Annotated in this window: 13 protein-coding genes; 8 read left to right on the plus strand and 5 right to left on the minus strand. The window is 48.8% G+C overall.

Annotated features, from left to right (window positions below; genetic code table 11):
- Positions 1-11: 11 nt before the first annotated feature.
- Positions 12-3,461, plus strand: a complete 3,450-nt coding sequence (locus H8710_RS01680; protein WP_249293654.1) for a DNA polymerase III subunit alpha — start codon at positions 12-14, stop codon at positions 3,459-3,461.
- 198 nt (positions 3,462-3,659) lie between these two features.
- On the opposite strand, the gene H8710_RS01685 is transcribed toward H8710_RS01680, so the two are convergent.
- Complete coding sequence (locus H8710_RS01685; protein ID WP_249293655.1) at positions 3,660-4,175, minus strand: nitroreductase family protein; 516 nt, start codon at positions 4,173-4,175, stop codon at positions 3,660-3,662.
- Positions 4,176-4,371: 196 nt separating this feature from the next.
- Here H8710_RS01685 and H8710_RS01690 point away from each other — a divergent pair, with 196 nt between their 5' ends.
- The 4 genes from H8710_RS01690 (at position 4,372) to H8710_RS01705 (ending at position 7,246) form a co-directional block, all read left to right on the plus strand.
- Positions 4,372-5,193 (plus strand): hypothetical protein, encoded by an 822-nt coding sequence (locus tag H8710_RS01690; protein ID WP_249293656.1) that lies wholly within the window; start codon positions 4,372-4,374, stop codon positions 5,191-5,193.
- Between the two features lie 31 nt (positions 5,194-5,224).
- Positions 5,225-5,752: a FumA C-terminus/TtdB family hydratase beta subunit gene (locus H8710_RS01695; RefSeq protein ID WP_249293657.1), complete on the plus strand. Its 528-nt coding sequence runs from the start codon at positions 5,225-5,227 to the stop codon at positions 5,750-5,752.
- Between the two features lie 59 nt (positions 5,753-5,811).
- Positions 5,812-6,444, plus strand: coding sequence for an endonuclease III (gene nth, locus H8710_RS01700; RefSeq protein WP_249293658.1), 633 nt, complete (start codon positions 5,812-5,814; stop codon positions 6,442-6,444).
- Between the two features lie 253 nt (positions 6,445-6,697).
- Complete coding sequence (locus tag H8710_RS01705) at positions 6,698-7,246, plus strand: class I SAM-dependent methyltransferase (RefSeq protein ID WP_249293659.1); 549 nt, start codon at positions 6,698-6,700, stop codon at positions 7,244-7,246.
- 62 nt (positions 7,247-7,308) lie between these two features.
- Here H8710_RS01705 and typA read toward each other — a convergent pair whose 3' ends face one another.
- From typA to murA, 4 genes are all read right to left on the minus strand, one after another.
- Positions 7,309-9,129 carry a translational GTPase TypA gene (gene typA, locus H8710_RS01710; RefSeq protein ID WP_249293660.1) on the minus strand — a complete coding sequence of 607 codons (1,821 nt, stop codon included), beginning with the start codon at positions 9,127-9,129 and terminating at the stop codon, positions 7,309-7,311.
- A 49-nt stretch (positions 9,130-9,178) separates the two neighbouring features.
- A complete protein-coding gene (gene rlmH / locus H8710_RS01715) occupies positions 9,179-9,661 on the minus strand; it encodes a 23S rRNA (pseudouridine(1915)-N(3))-methyltransferase RlmH (protein WP_249293661.1) in 483 nt (160 codons plus the stop codon).
- On the minus strand, positions 9,655-10,449 hold the full coding sequence (locus tag H8710_RS01720) for an MBL fold metallo-hydrolase (protein WP_249293662.1): 795 nt from the start codon (positions 10,447-10,449) through the stop codon (positions 9,655-9,657). Before H8710_RS01720 ends, rlmH begins: the two co-directional genes overlap by 7 nt.
- Positions 10,450-10,608: 159 nt before the next feature.
- Positions 10,609-11,895 carry a UDP-N-acetylglucosamine 1-carboxyvinyltransferase gene (gene murA, locus H8710_RS01725; protein WP_249293663.1) on the minus strand — a complete coding sequence of 429 codons (1,287 nt, stop codon included), beginning with the start codon at positions 11,893-11,895 and terminating at the stop codon, positions 10,609-10,611.
- Positions 11,896-12,394: 499 nt separating this feature from the next.
- Here murA and H8710_RS01730 point away from each other — a divergent pair, with 499 nt between their 5' ends.
- The 3 genes from H8710_RS01730 (at position 12,395) to H8710_RS01740 (ending at position 16,930) form a co-directional block, all read left to right on the plus strand.
- On the plus strand, positions 12,395-14,743 hold the full coding sequence (locus H8710_RS01730; RefSeq protein ID WP_249293664.1) for an anaerobic ribonucleoside triphosphate reductase: 2,349 nt from the start codon (positions 12,395-12,397) through the stop codon (positions 14,741-14,743).
- 220 nt (positions 14,744-14,963) lie between these two features.
- Entirely contained in the window at positions 14,964-15,512 is a 549-nt protein-coding gene (gene nrdG / locus H8710_RS01735) for an anaerobic ribonucleoside-triphosphate reductase activating protein (RefSeq protein WP_249293665.1), read from the plus strand.
- Between the two features lie 305 nt (positions 15,513-15,817).
- Positions 15,818-16,930 (plus strand): GHMP family kinase ATP-binding protein, encoded by a 1,113-nt coding sequence (locus H8710_RS01740; protein ID WP_249293666.1) that lies wholly within the window; start codon positions 15,818-15,820, stop codon positions 16,928-16,930.
- Positions 16,931-16,935: the final 5 nt, after the last annotated feature.

Raw genomic sequence — 16,935 nt, forward strand, 5'->3', positions numbered from 1 at the left:
GGAGGTTCGGTATGGAAAACAAAAAGTTCGTACATCTTCATCTGCATACCGAGTATAGCCTCCTGGACGGAGCCTGTCGCATCAAGGATCTGCCGAAAAAGGTGAAGGAGCTGGGACAGGACACCGTCGCCATCACCGACCACGGCTGTATGTATGGCGTGGTGGACCTGTACAAGGCTTGCAAAAAAGAAGGGGTTAAAGCTATTATCGGCTGCGAAGTATATGTGGCTCCCCGTACCCGGTTTGACAAAGTGCATAAGGTGGATTCAAGCCCATACCACTTGGTGCTTCTCTGTAAAAACGCCGTAGGGTACCAGAATCTCATCAAAATGGTGTCAGCGGGATATATCGAGGGGTTTTACAATCGTCCCCGGGTGGATTTGGAGCTGCTCCAAAAACACCACGAGGGACTGATTGCCCTGTCCGCCTGTTTGGCGGGGGAGATTCCTCGAAAACTCACCGCCGGCGACTACGAGGGGGCAAAGGAAACAGCCCTGCGGTATCTAGGCATCTTTGGAGAGGGGAACTACTACATCGAGGTGCAGAACCACGGCATCAAGGAGCAGCAGCGAATTTTGCCGCTGTTTCGCAAACTCTCCGACGAGACGGGTATTCCCCTGGTAGCCACAAACGACTGCCACTATCTCAATAAGGACGACGCCAAGATGCAGAACATTCTGGTTTGCATCCAGACAAACCACGTCTACGGGGACGGCGGCACGCTGGAATTTCCCACTGATGAGTTTTACCTGAAATCCCGGGCCGAGATGGAAGAGGCCCTCCCAGATTTTCAGGACGCCATGGACAACACAGTAAAAATCGCCGAGCAATGCCATTTTGATTTCACCTTTGGGCAGACGAAGCTTCCAAACTTCACCCCGCCGGACGGTCGGGACAACTTGGAGTATTTTACCGATTTGAGCCGCCGGGGCCTGAAAAAACGATATGGGACCGTCACGCCGGAACTGCGGGAGCGGTTTGATTACGAAATGGATATTATCGTCAAGATGGGGTACATGAACTACTACCTCATCGTCTACGATTTTATCCGCTACGCCAAAAGCGAGGGCATTCCCGTGGGGCCGGGCAGAGGTTCGGGGGCGGGGAGCCTCATCGCTTACTGTATGGGCATCACTGGCGTCGACCCGATGAAATACAACCTCATCTTCGAGCGATTTTTGAACCCGGAGCGGGTCAGCATGCCCGACTTTGACGTGGATTTTTGCTATGAGCGGAGGCAGGAGGTCATCGACTACGTCGTCCGCAAATACGGAGCCGACCATGTGGCCCAGATCATCACCTTCGGCACCATGGCGGCTAAGGGGTCTGTTCGTGATGTAGGGCGGGCGCTTGGAATGCCCTATCAGAAGGTGGACAAGATTGCAAAGCTCATCCCTTTCCAGCTCAAGATGACGGTGGATAAGGCCATGAGGGATGTAAAGGAGCTGCGGGAGCTGTACGAGGCAGACCCGGAGATTAAGGAGCTTCTCGATATGGCGAGAAAGGTGGAGGGGATGCCCCGGCACGCTTCCACCCATGCGGCGGGGGTGGTTATCACCGCCGATCCAGTCAGCGAATACGTGCCGCTGCAAAAGAGCGACGAATCCATCATCACCCAGTTTCCCATGACGACGCTGGAAGAACTGGGACTCTTAAAGATGGATTTTCTGGGCCTTCGAAACCTGACAGTCATCGACCACTGCGCCAAAGAGATTCAGAAGCGGGAGCCTTCCTTTTCCATCGACAAAATCCCCTTGGACGACAAAAAGGTATACGAGATGTTTTCCCGTGGAGAGACGGGCGGGGTGTTCCAGTTCGAGTCGGCAGGGATGCGGCAGATGCTCATCAGCATGAAACCCAGAAACATTGAGGATCTGACGGCGGCTACCTCCATCTACCGACCCGGCCCCAGCTCCTCTATCCCGGTGTATATCCAAAACCGGTTCCACCCGGAAAAGGTGCGGTACAAGGCCCCTCAGTTGGAGCCGATTTTAAACGTCACCGGCGGCTGCCTGCTCTATCAGGAACAGGTGATGCAGGTGTTCCGGTCGCTGGCGGGGTATTCCTATGGGCGGGCGGATCTGGTGCGCCGCGCCATGTCCAAAAAGAAAAAAGACGTGATGGAGGCAGAGCGGCAGAACTTCATCTACGGCAAAAAACGGGAGGACGGGTCGGTAGAATGCGCCGGCGCCGTGGCAAACGGTATCGACCCCAAGGTGGCCAACGAGATTTTTGACGACATGGCCTCCTTTGCTGAGTACGCTTTCAACAAATCCCACGCGGCGGCCTATTCGGTCGTCTCCTATGAGACGGCGTATCTGAAATGCCACTATCCCCGGGAATATATGGCGGCGCTGCTCACCTCGGTGCTTGATCACACCAGCAAACTGCTCGAATACGTGGGGGAATGCCGGGAACGACACATTCCCATCCTGCCGCCGGACATCAACAAGAGTGTTTCCGCATTTACGGTAGAGGGAAACGCCATCCGGTTCGGGCTGCTGGCCATCAAGAGCATGGGCAAGGGGGTTCTCGATAATATCATCGCCGAGCGGGAGGAAAACGGGCCTTATCAGAACCTGTTTGAGTTCTGCAAGCGGCTTTACGGCAGGGATTTGAACAAGCGCAACCTGGAGAGCCTCATCGGTTCCGGTGCGCTGGACTGTTTCGGTTTTCACAGAAAGGAGCTGTACGCTTCCTACGAAAAGGCGATGGAAGCGGCGGCTTTTTACGGCAAAAACAACGCGGGCGGGCAGATCAGCTTATTTGCTGCGGCCCAAATCGAGGAGCCTCAGGCCGATATGGTGCGGTGCGAAGAGTATTCCCAAGGGGAGCTTTTAAAATTCGAGTACGAGGCGTTGGGCTTTTACCTGACGGGGCATCCGCTCCAGCAGTACGCCCCACTGGTGAAAAAGTATCAGATGGACAATTTGCTTGACATTGTAAACGACGAGACCCGCTACACTGACCGCAAGCCGGTGCGGATTCTCGGGCGGGTCGCCTCCCAGAAGCTCACCACCACCAAAAGCGGGCAGAGTATGTGCTTTGTGGATTTTGAGGACATAACCGGTAAGCTGGAGATGGTGGTATTTCCAAAAATCTATGATCAGTACGAGAGGCTTTTGCGTTCCGGCGAGCCGCTTATCGCCGAGGGGACGGTTTCTCTCCGAGAGGACGAGGAGCCGAAGATCCTCTGCAACAAGCTGTTTTCCCTGAGGGATTTCCAGCCGTCGGAGAAGGAGACAACGTTGTTTATCAAGTTTACTTCAAAGGAAGATAAACGAATTCCCGCCGTATTGAGCCTGTGCAGAGAGTACCCTGGAAACTCACCGGTTAAGCTTTATTTTGCCGACGAGAAAAAATACTGCTATCCGCCGGGCAAGGAGCGGGTGATGCTCGCCGGAATGCTGTTCGATGGTTTAAACGGCCTCCTGGGCCAGGACGGATACGCAGTGAAATAGAGGTGTACTATGGTGGCGGACGAAGTTTGGTATCATGGTTCCCCATTTCTGTTTGAATTATTGGAAAAGGGGAGTACCATAACCCGGTGGAGAGAGCTGGCTGAGGCCTTTTCCCACAAGCCCGACATTCTTTGCGTTGAAGATAGCGGGGAAATTCTCCACAAAGGAAAACGCCTGACCGATTTGGTCAGGCGTTTTTTAGTCCAAGAAGGTAACCACTTCGGTGAGAGGACGGCGTTCAGGGGCTTTGGGTTCTTCCTCCGAGTAGCCCACCGGGATCATAGCGACAGGACGGCGCTCATTTGGAAGATTCAGCGCTTCTTTGCAGGCGGTTTCGTCAAAGGCCCCCACCCAGCAGGTGGAAAGGCCATTTGCCTTGGCGCAGATGAGAATATTCTGAATAGCGGCCGCTGTGTCTTGAAGACAGTAAAGATTTTTGCCCCGTTCTCCGTACTGCGCTGAGCGTTCCGACTCAGCGCAGACCAGAATCACTACTGGGGCGCTGTAAATCCAGTGGGTGGGACGTCTCAAGCTGTCGCAGACTTTTTGTTTTGCTTCCCCTCGGAGGACGTAAAAATGCCAGAGCTGCATGTTTCCACCGCTGGGAGCCCAATGAGCCGCCTGCAGTAACCGTTCAATCAATTCATTAGGAATCTCTTTGTTCAAATATTTTCGTACGCTTCTTCTTGATGTTATGAGTTCACTGCAGTTCATTTCAATCAGTCCTTTTTTTCTATTGTATCACTTTTGTCGACAGATGAAAAGTAAAAGAGGTTTTTTGAATCGTTTGATACTTGTCAAATCTATTCCTTTGGTGCTATAATAGCCTCATAGGTTTAAAACAGTGCAGAAACAGTGGAAGCTTTACCTGCAAAGGTGTGATAGACAACAATTGAAAGGGAGGAACGATATGGAATACGGCGAAAAATTTAAAAAAGCGGTCTTTGGCGGCTTTGACCGTCAGGATGTTCTCAAATGTTTTGAAGAAGTCAACGAGGAGCATCAAAAAACGGTGACACGTTTTCAGCAGGCCACGGAAGATCTGCAGAAAGAAAACGACGCCCTGAAAGCCAAGGCGGAAGAAAGTCAGAAGGAACTTGATGCTCTGAAATCCCAGTTAGAAGAGCTTCAAAAGGAAAATGAGGAAAATAAGCAGGCCGCTACCAACTTTGAAGAAAAATTTAATGGCGTACTGGAGAACAATAAACGACTGAGCACTCGGACAGAAGAGCTGCAGCGGGAAGTGGCCTCTCAGAAAGCGCTCAACAGCAAGTTGGTAATGAAGCGGGACGTTTTGGAGGCCAACAACAAACAACTGAGCGCGAAACTCCAGGAGTTCAATGAAAAACATGTAAAGGAAAAGGCAAGCCTCGAAATCGGCGAAATTATGATGGAAGCGAAAAACGCCGCCGACAAAATCGTCGCCCGCGCTCATGAAAAATCCGCTAAACTTAAGGAAATCACCAAGCAAGAAGCTTCTCAGGCGGAAAAACAGTTTGAACAAACTCGGGCAAAACTAGCGGCGACGATGGATTCTTTCAAAGTTTTCTCCACAGAAGTGATGAAGGATTTGGAACAGCTTCAAAAAGATTTGAAAAGTGCAAAAGCGCACATTAATGAAGATGACGCGAAAGCAGAAGCTTCCAAAGAAGAAACGGAAGTAAACTCTGCCCCCAAAGCAGCAGAAGAATCCAAGAAAGGCTTTAAAGCGGACTTTTTATTCCGTAAATAAAGAGCAAATAGGAAGAAGGCTGTTTCAAAGCATGAGTACGATTCGCTGTAATGCGCAGCAACTGGAACAAATTGCAAAGACGCTGAGGGTGCGGGACCGGGTATTGTTATCCGGTATTGTGTATACCGCTCGGGATGCCGCCCACAAACGGATTGTGGCGTCAATGGAGGACGGTGGAGCGCTGCCTTTTCCAATGAAGGGAGCGACTATCTATTATGCCGGCCCAACGCCGGCCCGGGAAGAAATGGCAATCGGCTCCTGCGGGCCGACGACTTCTGGAAGAATGGACGTATTTGCGCCTCTTTTGCTGGATCGGGGACTGATTTGTATGATTGGTAAAGGCCCCCGAAAATTGGAAGTGGTGGAGGCCATCAAACGCAATGGCGGAGTGTATCTTTGCGCCATCGGCGGAGCGGGAGCGCTTGCCTGCAAGTGTGTCCAAAGCTGTGAGGTTATTGCCTACGAAGATTTGGGCTGCGAATCGGTAAAGAAACTTCAGCTTTGCGACTTTCCGCTGATCGTTGGCATCGACTGTCAGGGCGGCAATATTTTTAATTGAAGCGATGGACAGGTGGGACGGTGGTTTCACCTGTCTTTTTGTGAAGGAGGAAATAAAATATGACGAGAAAAGAAAGGGCGCTAAAAGCAGTGGAGGCTTTGGAAAGGGTGTATCCAGACGCGGTTTGTTCCCTAACCTATGAAAAACCCTATGAGCTTTTAATTTCGACGCGGCTATCCGCCCAATGTACTGACGCCCGGGTGAACCTGGTCACGCCGGTGTTATTTTCAAAGTTTCCTTCGCTTCAGTCATTGGCGGAGGCACCCATTGAGGAAATCGAAGAAATTATTAAGCCTTGCGGCCTGTTTCACACCAAGGCCAAGGATATCAAAATGCTGTCCCGGATGCTCATTGACGATTTCGGAGGGGAACTTCCCAACACCTTAGAAAATTTGGTAAAACTTCCCGGCATCGGGAGAAAGACGGCAAATCTTGTCATGGGAGACATTTTCCATCAGCCTGCCGTCGTCACCGACACCCATTGTATCCGCATCTGCGGACGGTTAGGTCTTACAAAGGAAAAGGAGCCCTTTAAGGTGGAGATGGATCTCAGAAAGATTCTGCCGCCGGAAAAAAGCAACGATTTCTGCCATCGGCTGGTTCACTTTGGACGGGAATTTTGTAAGGCGCGGGCACCTCAGTGCACAGCCTGTCCTCTTCAGGATATTTGTAAAAACGTAGAAAAAATATAATAAAGCGCAGATATATCTTGTGCTAGCATGGAGCAGGATTAGTTATAACCATGTGTCAGCATCCATTCCTGCTGACGCAGAACTGCGATTGGTAAATCTACCTCTACATTTTTAGAGAAACTTGCGGATATGGTATAATCTTTTGGAGGAAAAATTAGTGGAAAAAATGAGCGATTTTTTTGCCGCCCGCGTCGACGGTTATGACGAGCACATGCTAAACGACGTGTAAGGCTGTGAAGAAGGGTACAAAAAGATGGCGGGGCAGCTTCCGGCTGATGCGAAAAAGCTGTTGGATTTGGGGTGCGGCACCGGGCTGGAGTTGGATGAAATTTTTAAGTGTTTTCCACAGTTAGAGGTCACTGGAATTGATTTGACACTAGAAATGCTTCTAAAACTGCGGGAAAAGCATTCTGATAAGCATATGGATCTCATCCATGCCAGCTATTTTGATTGTGACTTAGGTGTCCATCGGTACGATGCCGTTGTTTCCTTTCAGACGATGCATCACTTCACCCACAGCAAAAAAATAGCGTTGTATAAGAAAATCTACAACTCTCTGCAAGATGGGGGACGCTACATCGAATGCGACTATATGGTGGAAACCCAGCGGGAAGAGGATCATTGGTTTGCGGAGAACAAGCGTATTCGTGAAGAATTGGGCATTCCAATGGATGAGTTTTATCATTACGATACTCCCTGTTCTTTCAATAATCAAGTAAAAATGCTTTTAAAGGCGGGATTTGAAAAGACAGAGATGGTATATCGCCGGGGAAACACCACGATGATTGCAGCCTATCGGTAGACCACAAAAAACGGTATCCGTACAAACGGATACCGTTTTTTTACTGCTTCAAAGAGAACATATTATTTTGCTTTTGCTGCTGCTTTTGCGCGGAGGGATTTGTCGAGAATCCGCTTTCTCAGCCGCAGGTTTTCCGGTGTTACCTCAATAAGCTCGTCTTCGGTGATGAACTCAATGCATTGCTCAAGGCTCATGTCCTTAGGCGGGATGAGACGGAGCGCGTCGTCAGAACCGGAGGCGCGGGTGTTGGTGAGCTGCTTTCTCTTGCAGACATTGACCACTAAATCGTCGCCTTTAGGGGATTGGCCGACGATCATTCCTTCGTACACTTCAGTGCCCGCGTCGATAAAAAGCTGGCCCCGCTCTTGGGCGTTGTAGAGGCCGTAGGCCACGGCGGTTCCTGTCTCAAATGCGATAAGGGAACCGGTAGAACGGGTGGGAATGTCGCCCTTCATTGGTTCGTAGCACTCGAACACCGAAGCCATGATTCCCTCGCCTTTGGTATCGGTCAAAAACTCATTTTTATAGCCGAACAATCCGCGGGATGGAACCAGGAATTCCATTTTCATCCGACTGCCCTGAGGAGTCATCTGCTGAAGTTCGCCTTTGCGGTAGCCCATCTTTTCCATGACGGCGCCCATGCACTCCTCGGGGACATCAATGACGACCCGCTCGATTGGTTCACACTTTTTGCCGTCGATTTCCCGGAACAGGACATGGGGAGTGCTAACCTGGAATTCATAGCCTTCGCGGCGCATGGTTTCAATAAGAATGGAGAGATGCATTTCGCCTCGGCCGGAGACCAAGAAGCTGTCGGCAGAGTCGGTGTCCTCCACCTTGAGGGAGACATCTTTTAAAAGCTCTTTATAAAGGCGGTCACGAATCTGGCGAGAAGTAACGAATTTGCCTTCTCGGCCGGCGAAAGGCGAATTGTTGACAGAAAAAGTCATCTGCACTGTAGGCTGCGAAATTTTCGAGAAGGGAAGGGGTTCCAACGCGTCGGGGGCACAGAGGGTTTCACCAATGGTGATATTCTCGATGCCGGAGATGCAAATGATGTCGCCAACTGTGGCGGTTTCACAAGCAATCCGGTTTAGACCGTTGATTTCGTACATGTTGACGATTTTGCCTTTATACTTGGTGTCGGGGTTGTGATAATCGCAGACCATCACTTCTTGTCCTTGTTTGACGGTGCCGCGGGTGACCCGCCCGATGGCAATACGGCCCACGTACTCGTTGTAGTCAATAGCGGAGACCATCATCTGGAAGGGGGATTCTTCCTCTCCCGCCGGCGGATCGATGTGCTCGAGAATCTTATCGAAGAGGGGACGCAGGTCTTTTCCAGGGACTTCCGGCGCATAGGTGGCGGTGCCCGCCCGGCCTGAGCAGTAAACCACCGGGCTGTCCAACTGTTCCTCGGTGGCATTTAAATCCATCAGGAGTTCCAGCACTTCGTCCTCGATTTCGTACAATCTGGCGTCAGGACGGTCAATTTTATTGACCACCACGATAATTTTGTGACCCAGCTCCATAGCCTTTTGGAGAACGAAACGGGTCTGCGGCATACAGCCTTCAAAAGAATCCACCAACAGCAGGATACCGTCCACCATTTTGAGGACGCGTTCCACTTCGCCGCCGAAATCGGCATGACCGGGGGTGTCGATAATGTTGATTTTAACGCCTTCATAAAAGGCGGAGGTATTTTTTGCGAGGATTGTAATTCCTCTTTCCCGTTCCAGGTCGTTGTTGTCCATAACGCGATCCTCGACGACCTGATTTTCCCGGAATGCGCCGCCCTGTTTGAGCATTTCGTCGACTAGTGTGGTTTTGCCATGATCGACGTGGGCGACGATAGCGATATTTCTTAAATCTTTTCTAATCAAATGATAAGCCTCCTACATTTTGCCTTTCCCGCTTTACACGGAACTCTCTCTATTTATGGTATTTTCCGTTTGAGTTAATTTGAAAGCAGCGGTAAACCTGTTCTAAGAGCATGACGCGAGCCAATTGATGTGGAAAAGTCATTTCCGACATGGAAAGTCTCAATTTCCCGAGATTTTTCACTTCGTCGCTCAGGCCATAAGAACCGCCAATAATGAAAGTAATGCCACTTTGGCCGGAAAGCGAGATTTTTTCTATCTCTTTGGCAAGAGCTGGAGAAGCGTACTGCTTTCCTTCAACGCAAAGTGGAATGACAAAGCTATCTTTTGGAAGCTTTGCAAGGATCGATGCCCCTTCTTTTTGGATGCATCGCTGAATTTCGCTTTCAGATGGATTGTCCGAAAGCTTATATTCGCTGAGCTCGAGGATATTGAGTTTGCAGAAGCTGCCTAAACGTTTGCCGTATTCTCCGCAGGCATCCCGTAGATATTTTTCCTTCAGTTTTCCAATACAAATTAAGGTGACGGTCAGCATGATATCTCAATCATCCTTCCGTCATTTACTTTGGCTAAAACGTCAATAAGGTAGTCTCGCCCCAAAAGCATGTCCTTTTGGACAAGATAATTTTTAGAGTGAGAAAACGCCACTTCAGGCCGATTGTTCTCTTCACTGAGATGAGCCAAAGCGAACCGCTTGGTATTTCCCTGGATAAGTCGCTCAATAGTTTCAGCACACTGTTCGTTGGAAAGATGTCCCTTATGCGAAGAAATCCTTCTTTTCAAAAAGAAGGGGTAGGAGCCGTACATGAGCATACTTTCGTCGTAATTGGATTCCAGCATGACAAAATGGCAACCCAAAAGAGAGTTTAGCACTTCGTCGCTGACAAATCCCAAGTCGGTGCAGATACCCACCTGCTCATGAGACGGCGTTTCCACCCGAAATCCCAAACTTTCCCGGCTGTCATGGGAGGTGTGAAAGGGGGTGACAATGTAGCCTTCCACCTGAGTAGGCTTGTCGATGATATGTATTTCCTGCTGCCCGCAGAGATGCCCTTGTTCTAGAAGGCTCTGAATGGTACCTTCCGAACCGTATATTGGCAGGTCATGGCGCGTGGAAATCACATCGAGGCCCTTTACGTGGTCGCTGTGCTCATGGGTCACAAAAATCGCTTTGACGGCGGATGGGGGGAGTCCGGCGGCGTGCAGGCTTTTAGCGTAGTTGCGGATCCCGATGCCGGCGTCAAATAAAATTCCGCTTGTCAGGCTTCCCAAATAGGTGGAATTCCCACTGCTGGAACTGCACAGATTATAAAAATAGGTCAAGGCTTCTCCCTCCTTTCCAAATTATCGTTTCACATTGCAAAAACTCGTCCCGAAAAGTCAATCTAGGATTGTAGAAGGGGGCTGGACAGATGCAACTCAAAACGTTATTGTTCCACAATAAAAGGTTGGAGAAATTTCTCCAACCTGATGTAGCAAGCATTACAGGGCGAGGGGCATTTCATTTTCGGGAGAATGGATCTTTTTGATGTCCGCTCCCAAAGCGCGCAATTTCAATTCGATGTCTTCATATCCTCGCTCGATATGGTGGATGTCTTCAATTTCGGTGATACCGGATGCTGCAAGTCCCGCGATAATCATGGCGACACCTGCCCGCAGATCGGTTGCTTTGACGGGCGCTCCCATGAGATGTCCAGTGCCTTCGATAACGGCAACTTTACCATCTACTGAGATGTCAGCACCCATGCGGCGAAGTTCATCGACATATTTAAAGCGGTTGTCCCAAATGCCTTCGGTGACAATACTGGTTCCCTCTGCCAGAGTAAGCAGAGTTGTAATCTGGGGCTGCATGTCGGTGGGGAAGCCAGGATGTGGAAGGGTTTTGATGCTGGTCTTTTCCAACCGGCCGGTGCCAATGACGCGGATACTGTCGTCATATTCTTCGACAATAGCTCCGATTTTTTCTAATTTAACCGAAATAGATTCCAAATGTTTAGGAATAACGTTTTTAATAAGAATATTTCCCTTGGTTGCTGCAGCCATCACCATAAAGGTCCCTGCTTCGATTTGGTCAGGTATAATAGAATACTGGGTGCCATGAAGGTGTTTCACACCCCTGATTTTAATGACATCAGTGCCGGCCCCCATAATTTCTGCGCCCATAGAATTCAAAAAATTCGCTAAATCGACGATATGGGGTTCTTTCGCGGCGTTTTCAATGACAGTCAGGCCGGTGGCCTTGACGGCTGCCAACATCACGTTAATTGTTGCGCCCACAGTGACAATGTCAAAATAGATATGTGCTCCTTTTAATCCATTTTTGGATTCCAGGTGCACCATACCGTGGTCCACAGCACCATCCGCCCCAAGAGAAGCGAGTCCTTTCAGGTGCTGGTCGATGGGACGCGCACCCAAATCGCATCCTCCGGGCATGGAAACACGAGCGCTTCCCGCTTTTCCCAGCAGTGCGCCGAGAAAATAATAAGAAGCACGCATATTCTTTGTCAGGTCGTAGGGAACGGTAGGATTGACGATATGTCTCGGATCAATATATAATGTGGATTTATTGATGATTTTTACCTGGACGCCCATTTGAGTCAGAATCTTTATAGTACAATCAATATCGCTGATATTAGGAACGTTTTCTATAGTACATGGTTCGTCGGAAAGAATGGCGGCGGGAAGAATGGCAACGGCGGCGTTTTTTGCCCCGCTGACGGTAACTTCACCTTGGAGTCTGTTGCCACCTTTGATAACATACTTTTCCAAAGCGACACCCCTTTTTGATTTTTAACATTCATAGTATACCACAATATTTTAAGAATTGAAAGAACTTTGTACATATTATTTGCAGAAAAAATAGAAGAAAGATGGTTTTGAAATCTAGCAATAAACACAAAAAAAGCAACAAATTTTTGTATTGGGTTATTTTACCATAAGAATGATGCTCAAAAATGTTTTATCATATACATGTATTCAAAATTGTATTCACAGAGGATACAGAGTAGTCTTTAATTGACTTAAAAGCTTCATTCCGTATAAATAATTGGAAGAAAATTTGTGCAGGATAGCAAAAACAAAATATACAAAATAAGTATATAAATGCTATTGACAGAACCCAAAATATGCTATATAATAGTGCAAGACAAGCGGAGATACACTATATATTGTGGTTTTATAAAATACTCTCTGTATTACAAAGAGCAGGGATATAGGCCGGTTAGGGTATCTGAGAGCTTTGCAGACTGCATAGAAGGGATGATCTATCGTGATTACAAAAATCAGAAAACGTGATGGCAGAGAAGTGGCCTTTAACATCGAAAAAATTGCCAACGCTATTTTTAAAGCGGCTCAGGCCAGCGGCGGCAAGGACTACGACACTGCTTTTGCTTTGGCACAGGAAGTAGCCGATTATGTAGAAACAGGGTGTCCTGATAAAGTACCCACTGTAGAATTTATTCAGGATGCGGTGGAAAAGGTTCTGATGGAGCGCGGCCATGCCAGAACGGCCAAGGATTACATCCTTTACCGAGCGGAGCGAACCCGTGTCCGTGAAATGGACACCAAGCTGATGAAGATTTACGAAGATCTGACTTTTAAGTCAGCGGAAGAAGTGGATCTCAAAAGGGAAAATGCCAATATCGACGGTGACACCGCCATGGGTTCCATGCTGAAATATGGTTCCGAGGGCGCTAAGCAGTTTTACGAGATGTACGTTCTCGACCCAGTCCACGCTAAGGCTCATACAAATGGAGATATCCACATCCATGACCTGGATTTTCTGACTCTTACTACCACTTGCTGCCAGATTGACCTGGGAAAACTGTTTCACGACGGATTCTCCACCGGACACGGATTTTTGCGGGAACCCAACGACATTTCCAGCTACTCGGCGCTGGCCTGTATCGCCATCCAGGCCAACCAGAATGACCAGCACGGCGGTCAGAGCATCCCCAACTTCGATTATTACCTTGCAGACGGTGTCCGCAAGACTTTTGCCAGAAGATACCGGGTCAATGTCGGCAAAGCGCTGGAATTGCTCTGCGGCTTTGAAAACGGAGAGGATTCCGCACGTAGCGTCGCGGACAAAATCTTCGAAGAAAAGGATATAAAGCCTGTTCTCGCCTTCAATAACGGTTATGTTGAGGCGGAGAAAGAAAAACTGCTCAGTTTGGGCCTTGACGAAAAAACGGCGGAGCATGTGCAGAAGTTTGCTTTCAAAGAGGCGACTCATGAGACCGACCGGGCCACCTATCAGGCTATGGAAGCCCTTGTACATAATTTGAATACCATGCACTCCCGTGCAGGAGCGCAAGTTCCGTTCTCTTCGTTAAACTACGGAACTGACACTTCTCCTGAAGGACGCATGGTGACAAGAAACATTTTGCTTGCCACAAAAGCAGGCCTCGGAAATGGCGAAACCCCCATTTTCCCCATTCACATCTTCAAGGTCAAGGAAGGGGTCAACTACAATCCTGGAGATCCCAACTACGATTTGTTCAAATTGGCTATCGAAGTGTCGGCCAAACGGCTATTCCCGAACTTTTCCTTCATTGACGCTCCCTTTAACCTGCAGTACTACAAAGAGGGCCGCCCCGAGACAGAGTGCGCCTATATGGGCTGCCGCACCAGAGTCATCGGAAACTCCTGTTTCCCAGACAATGAGGTGGTGACCGGCAGGGGCAACTTGAGCTTTACCTCTGTTAATCTACCTCGTCTTGCCATCAAGGCCAATGGAAACGTAGACGCTTTCTTTGAGTCTCTAGGCAAAATCGTCGATCTGGTTATCGATCAGCTTTTGGCTCGATTCCGCATCCAGGCCAGCAAAAAGGTCCGCAATTATCCCTTCCTTATGGGACAGGGCGTCTGGACGGGGTCCGACAAGCTGGGCCCAGACGATAACATCGAGGAAGTGCTCAAGCAGGGTACTTTGACTATGGGCTTTATCGGCTTGGCGGAATGCCTCAAGGCGCTCATCGGCAAACATCACGGTGAATCGGAAGAGGCACAGAATTTAGGTCTGGAGATTATTGGTTACATGAGAAAGAGGATGGATGAGGCCACCGAAGAGTATGGCATGAATTTTTCTCTCATCGGTACGCCGGCAGAAGGGTTGTCCGGCCGCTTTGTCCGCATTGATAAAGAAAAGTTTGGCCTGATTCCTGGCGTCACTGACCGGGATTACTACACAAATTCCTTCCATGTGCCGGTATACTACCCCTGTTCGGCCTTCCAAAAAGTTAAGATTGAAGCACCTTATCACGCTCTCACAAATGGTGGCCATATTTCCTATATTGAGCTTGATGGAGATCCTTGTGAAAACTTGGAGGCCTTTGAACAAGTCGTCCGCTACATGAAAGAATGCGGCATTGGGTACGGCTCTATCAACCATCCTGTCGACCGCGATCCTGTCTGTGGCTACACCGGCATCATTGATAACGAATGCCCTCAGTGCCATCGTAAAGAGGACGAAGGGGATGTGGGCTTTGAGCGGATCAGACGCATCACCGGTTATCTGGTGGGTACCTTGGATCACTTTAATAACGCAAAGCGTGCGGAAGTAGAGGACAGAGTCAAACATTCGGTGAACACCGCTGATTCTATGGAAGCCATCTAAATAGCGGTTTCTTTCCAAAATAATTGTCATTCAGATACAAAAACCTAACTTTTCCGTCGGAAAGGTTAGGTTTTTGTCTGGCAAATAGGGAAAACGGCGTTTTACTTTCTACAATTTTTCCCTTATAATATTTGAGTGCTTGTTATTTCTCCTTTATTTAAATGATTTTGCAGTTTCATCCAAATAGAGGAAAAGTCAAATAGAAACGGAGTTTTATGCTATGGGCGAAACGCTGCGAATTGCCGGTGTGGTTCGGGAATCCATTGTCGATGGAAAAGGGCTAAGATTCGTTGTATTCTGTCAGGGATGTCCTCATCATTGTCCTGGCTGCCACAATCCACAGACCCATGATTTTTTAGGTGGTTACGACATTGACACCAATAAGATTGTCGCCGAAATAAAGAAAAATCCTCTTCTTCAAGGGGTGACCTTTAGCGGAGGGGAGCCATTCTGTCAGGCGGCGGCGTTTGCGGATCTGGGGAAGAAGATCAAGGCCATTCGTGGAATGAAACTGAATATTATGAGCTATTCCGGTTATACGTTGGAACAATTACAAGAGATGGCGCAAAAAGACAAAGGGGTCGCCGAATTACTAAATGTCTGCGACTATCTAGTGGATGGACCGTTTATTCTGGCACAGCGGGATCTGACCCTCAAGTATCGGGGTAGCCGGAATCAGCGATATATTGATGTGAAAAAGACGCTCCGTAAAGGAGAGGTGGTCTTAGCGGCGGAAATTGAAAAAACTGCCCGTGAACGCTATAAATAGATATCAAGGCCTGTCCAGCAGCTGTGCTGGGCGGGCCTTTGTTTGCATTTTTAGGTAAAATATGGTACAATATGTCTGTTTGCATTCGTAATAATGACACCGGCCCAGAAATGCTGCCAAAGCCTGTCAAAGAGCCAATTTTTAAGGATGAATCTCTTTTTCAATATTCGTTATAACACCTGAATAGTGTCGAAAATAAACTAAACACATGTAAGAATTTTGGGATTATAATGAAACAGGAAAATCAAACAGGGGCGCTAGGCACCCTTTGTTTCAATGTGATTATGATCTTTGGAGGCTATGACATGCTTAAAGTTTCGACCCCCAGTAGAATTTGCCTGTTCGGCGAACATCAGGACTATCTTGGATTGGAAGTAATCGCTTCTGGTATCAACCTGCGTTTTTCCACAAAGGCGGAAAAACGGGATGATATGTTGCTGCACATCAAGATTCGGGATAAATCCATCAGCGAGCTTGGTGCAAAAAACATCGACAACAAATACGAGGAATACACCATCGATATGAGCCAGGAGCTCAAATACGAAAATAACCGAGATTATTTTAAGTCCATCGTTAACGTACTGAAAAAAGAGGGTTTTCCCTTGGTCGGCGCCGATGTGACTATGGATTCCGAAATTCCCATTGGGAAGGGCATGTGCTCCTCCACCACCATGGTGCTGGTTTTGACCACTACTTTGGCGGCTCTTTGCGACCGCGGCCGCGCCAGCGACTCCAAACTGATGGCGAAGCTCGCCTGGAAGGCAGAGGTTGAGGAATTTAATGAGCCCGGCGGCATGATGGACCAGTACGCCTCAGCTTTAGGCGGCCTTGTACATATCGACTTTTCTGACGGTGTTGTCCCTGAAAAGCTGGATGTGGATTTAAAGGGGTGCTTCATCCTCTTTGACTCCCTTCAGCAGAAGGACACCATAAAAGTACTGGGCGATTCCAAATACCCTACTCAGGAAGGCTTAAAGGAACTGGAGCAGTACGGCATTCACTCCATTCGGGACTTCTATGAGAATCCCGAACTAGAGAAATACGTGGATTCTTTGGATGAACTGCATCAGCGGAAAATCCGTGCCAATATCGACAATTACCGCATCCAGCGGGAGGCCCTCGACATGCTTTCCTCTGGAAACGTAGACGATGAAAAGCTGGGGCAGCTTTTGAGCCGTCAGCACAAAAATCTCCGGGATGGCCTTCAGATTTCCACCCCCATCATCGATAAGGTGCTGGATACTGCTATCCAAAACGGCGCGTACGGCGGTAAATTCAATGGTTCCGGAGGAGGCGGCTGCATGTACTGTTACGCCCCCGTGGGCAAAGCTGAGCAGATTGTCAAAGCGGTCAACGACATGGGCTATCCTGCCATGGTCCTCAAACAGGACAAAGGTGTTACGATTACCGATTGCTAATGAAA

This window comes from Fumia xinanensis, assembly GCF_014384905.1.
Lineage (GTDB): Bacteria > Bacillota > Clostridia > Oscillospirales > Ruminococcaceae > Fumia > Fumia xinanensis.

Bases quoted from the DNA above. Each gene is read 5' to 3' on its own strand.
- H8710_RS01680 (WP_249293654.1), top strand. From the start codon at position 12: ATGGAAAACAAAAAGTTCGTACATCTTCATCTGCATACCGAGTATAGC.
- H8710_RS01685 (WP_249293655.1), bottom strand. From the start codon at position 4,175: ATGAACTGCAGTGAACTCATAACATCAAGAAGAAGCGTACGAAAATAT.
- H8710_RS01690 (WP_249293656.1), top strand. From the start codon at position 4,372: ATGGAATACGGCGAAAAATTTAAAAAAGCGGTCTTTGGCGGCTTTGAC.
- H8710_RS01695 (WP_249293657.1), top strand. From the start codon at position 5,225: ATGAGTACGATTCGCTGTAATGCGCAGCAACTGGAACAAATTGCAAAG.
- nth (WP_249293658.1), top strand. From the start codon at position 5,812: ATGACGAGAAAAGAAAGGGCGCTAAAAGCAGTGGAGGCTTTGGAAAGG.
- H8710_RS01705 (WP_249293659.1), top strand. From the start codon at position 6,698: ATGGCGGGGCAGCTTCCGGCTGATGCGAAAAAGCTGTTGGATTTGGGG.
- rlmH (WP_249293661.1), bottom strand. From the start codon at position 9,661: ATGCTGACCGTCACCTTAATTTGTATTGGAAAACTGAAGGAAAAATAT.
- nrdG (WP_249293665.1), top strand. From the start codon at position 14,964: ATGGGCGAAACGCTGCGAATTGCCGGTGTGGTTCGGGAATCCATTGTC.
- H8710_RS01740 (WP_249293666.1), top strand. From the start codon at position 15,818: ATGCTTAAAGTTTCGACCCCCAGTAGAATTTGCCTGTTCGGCGAACAT.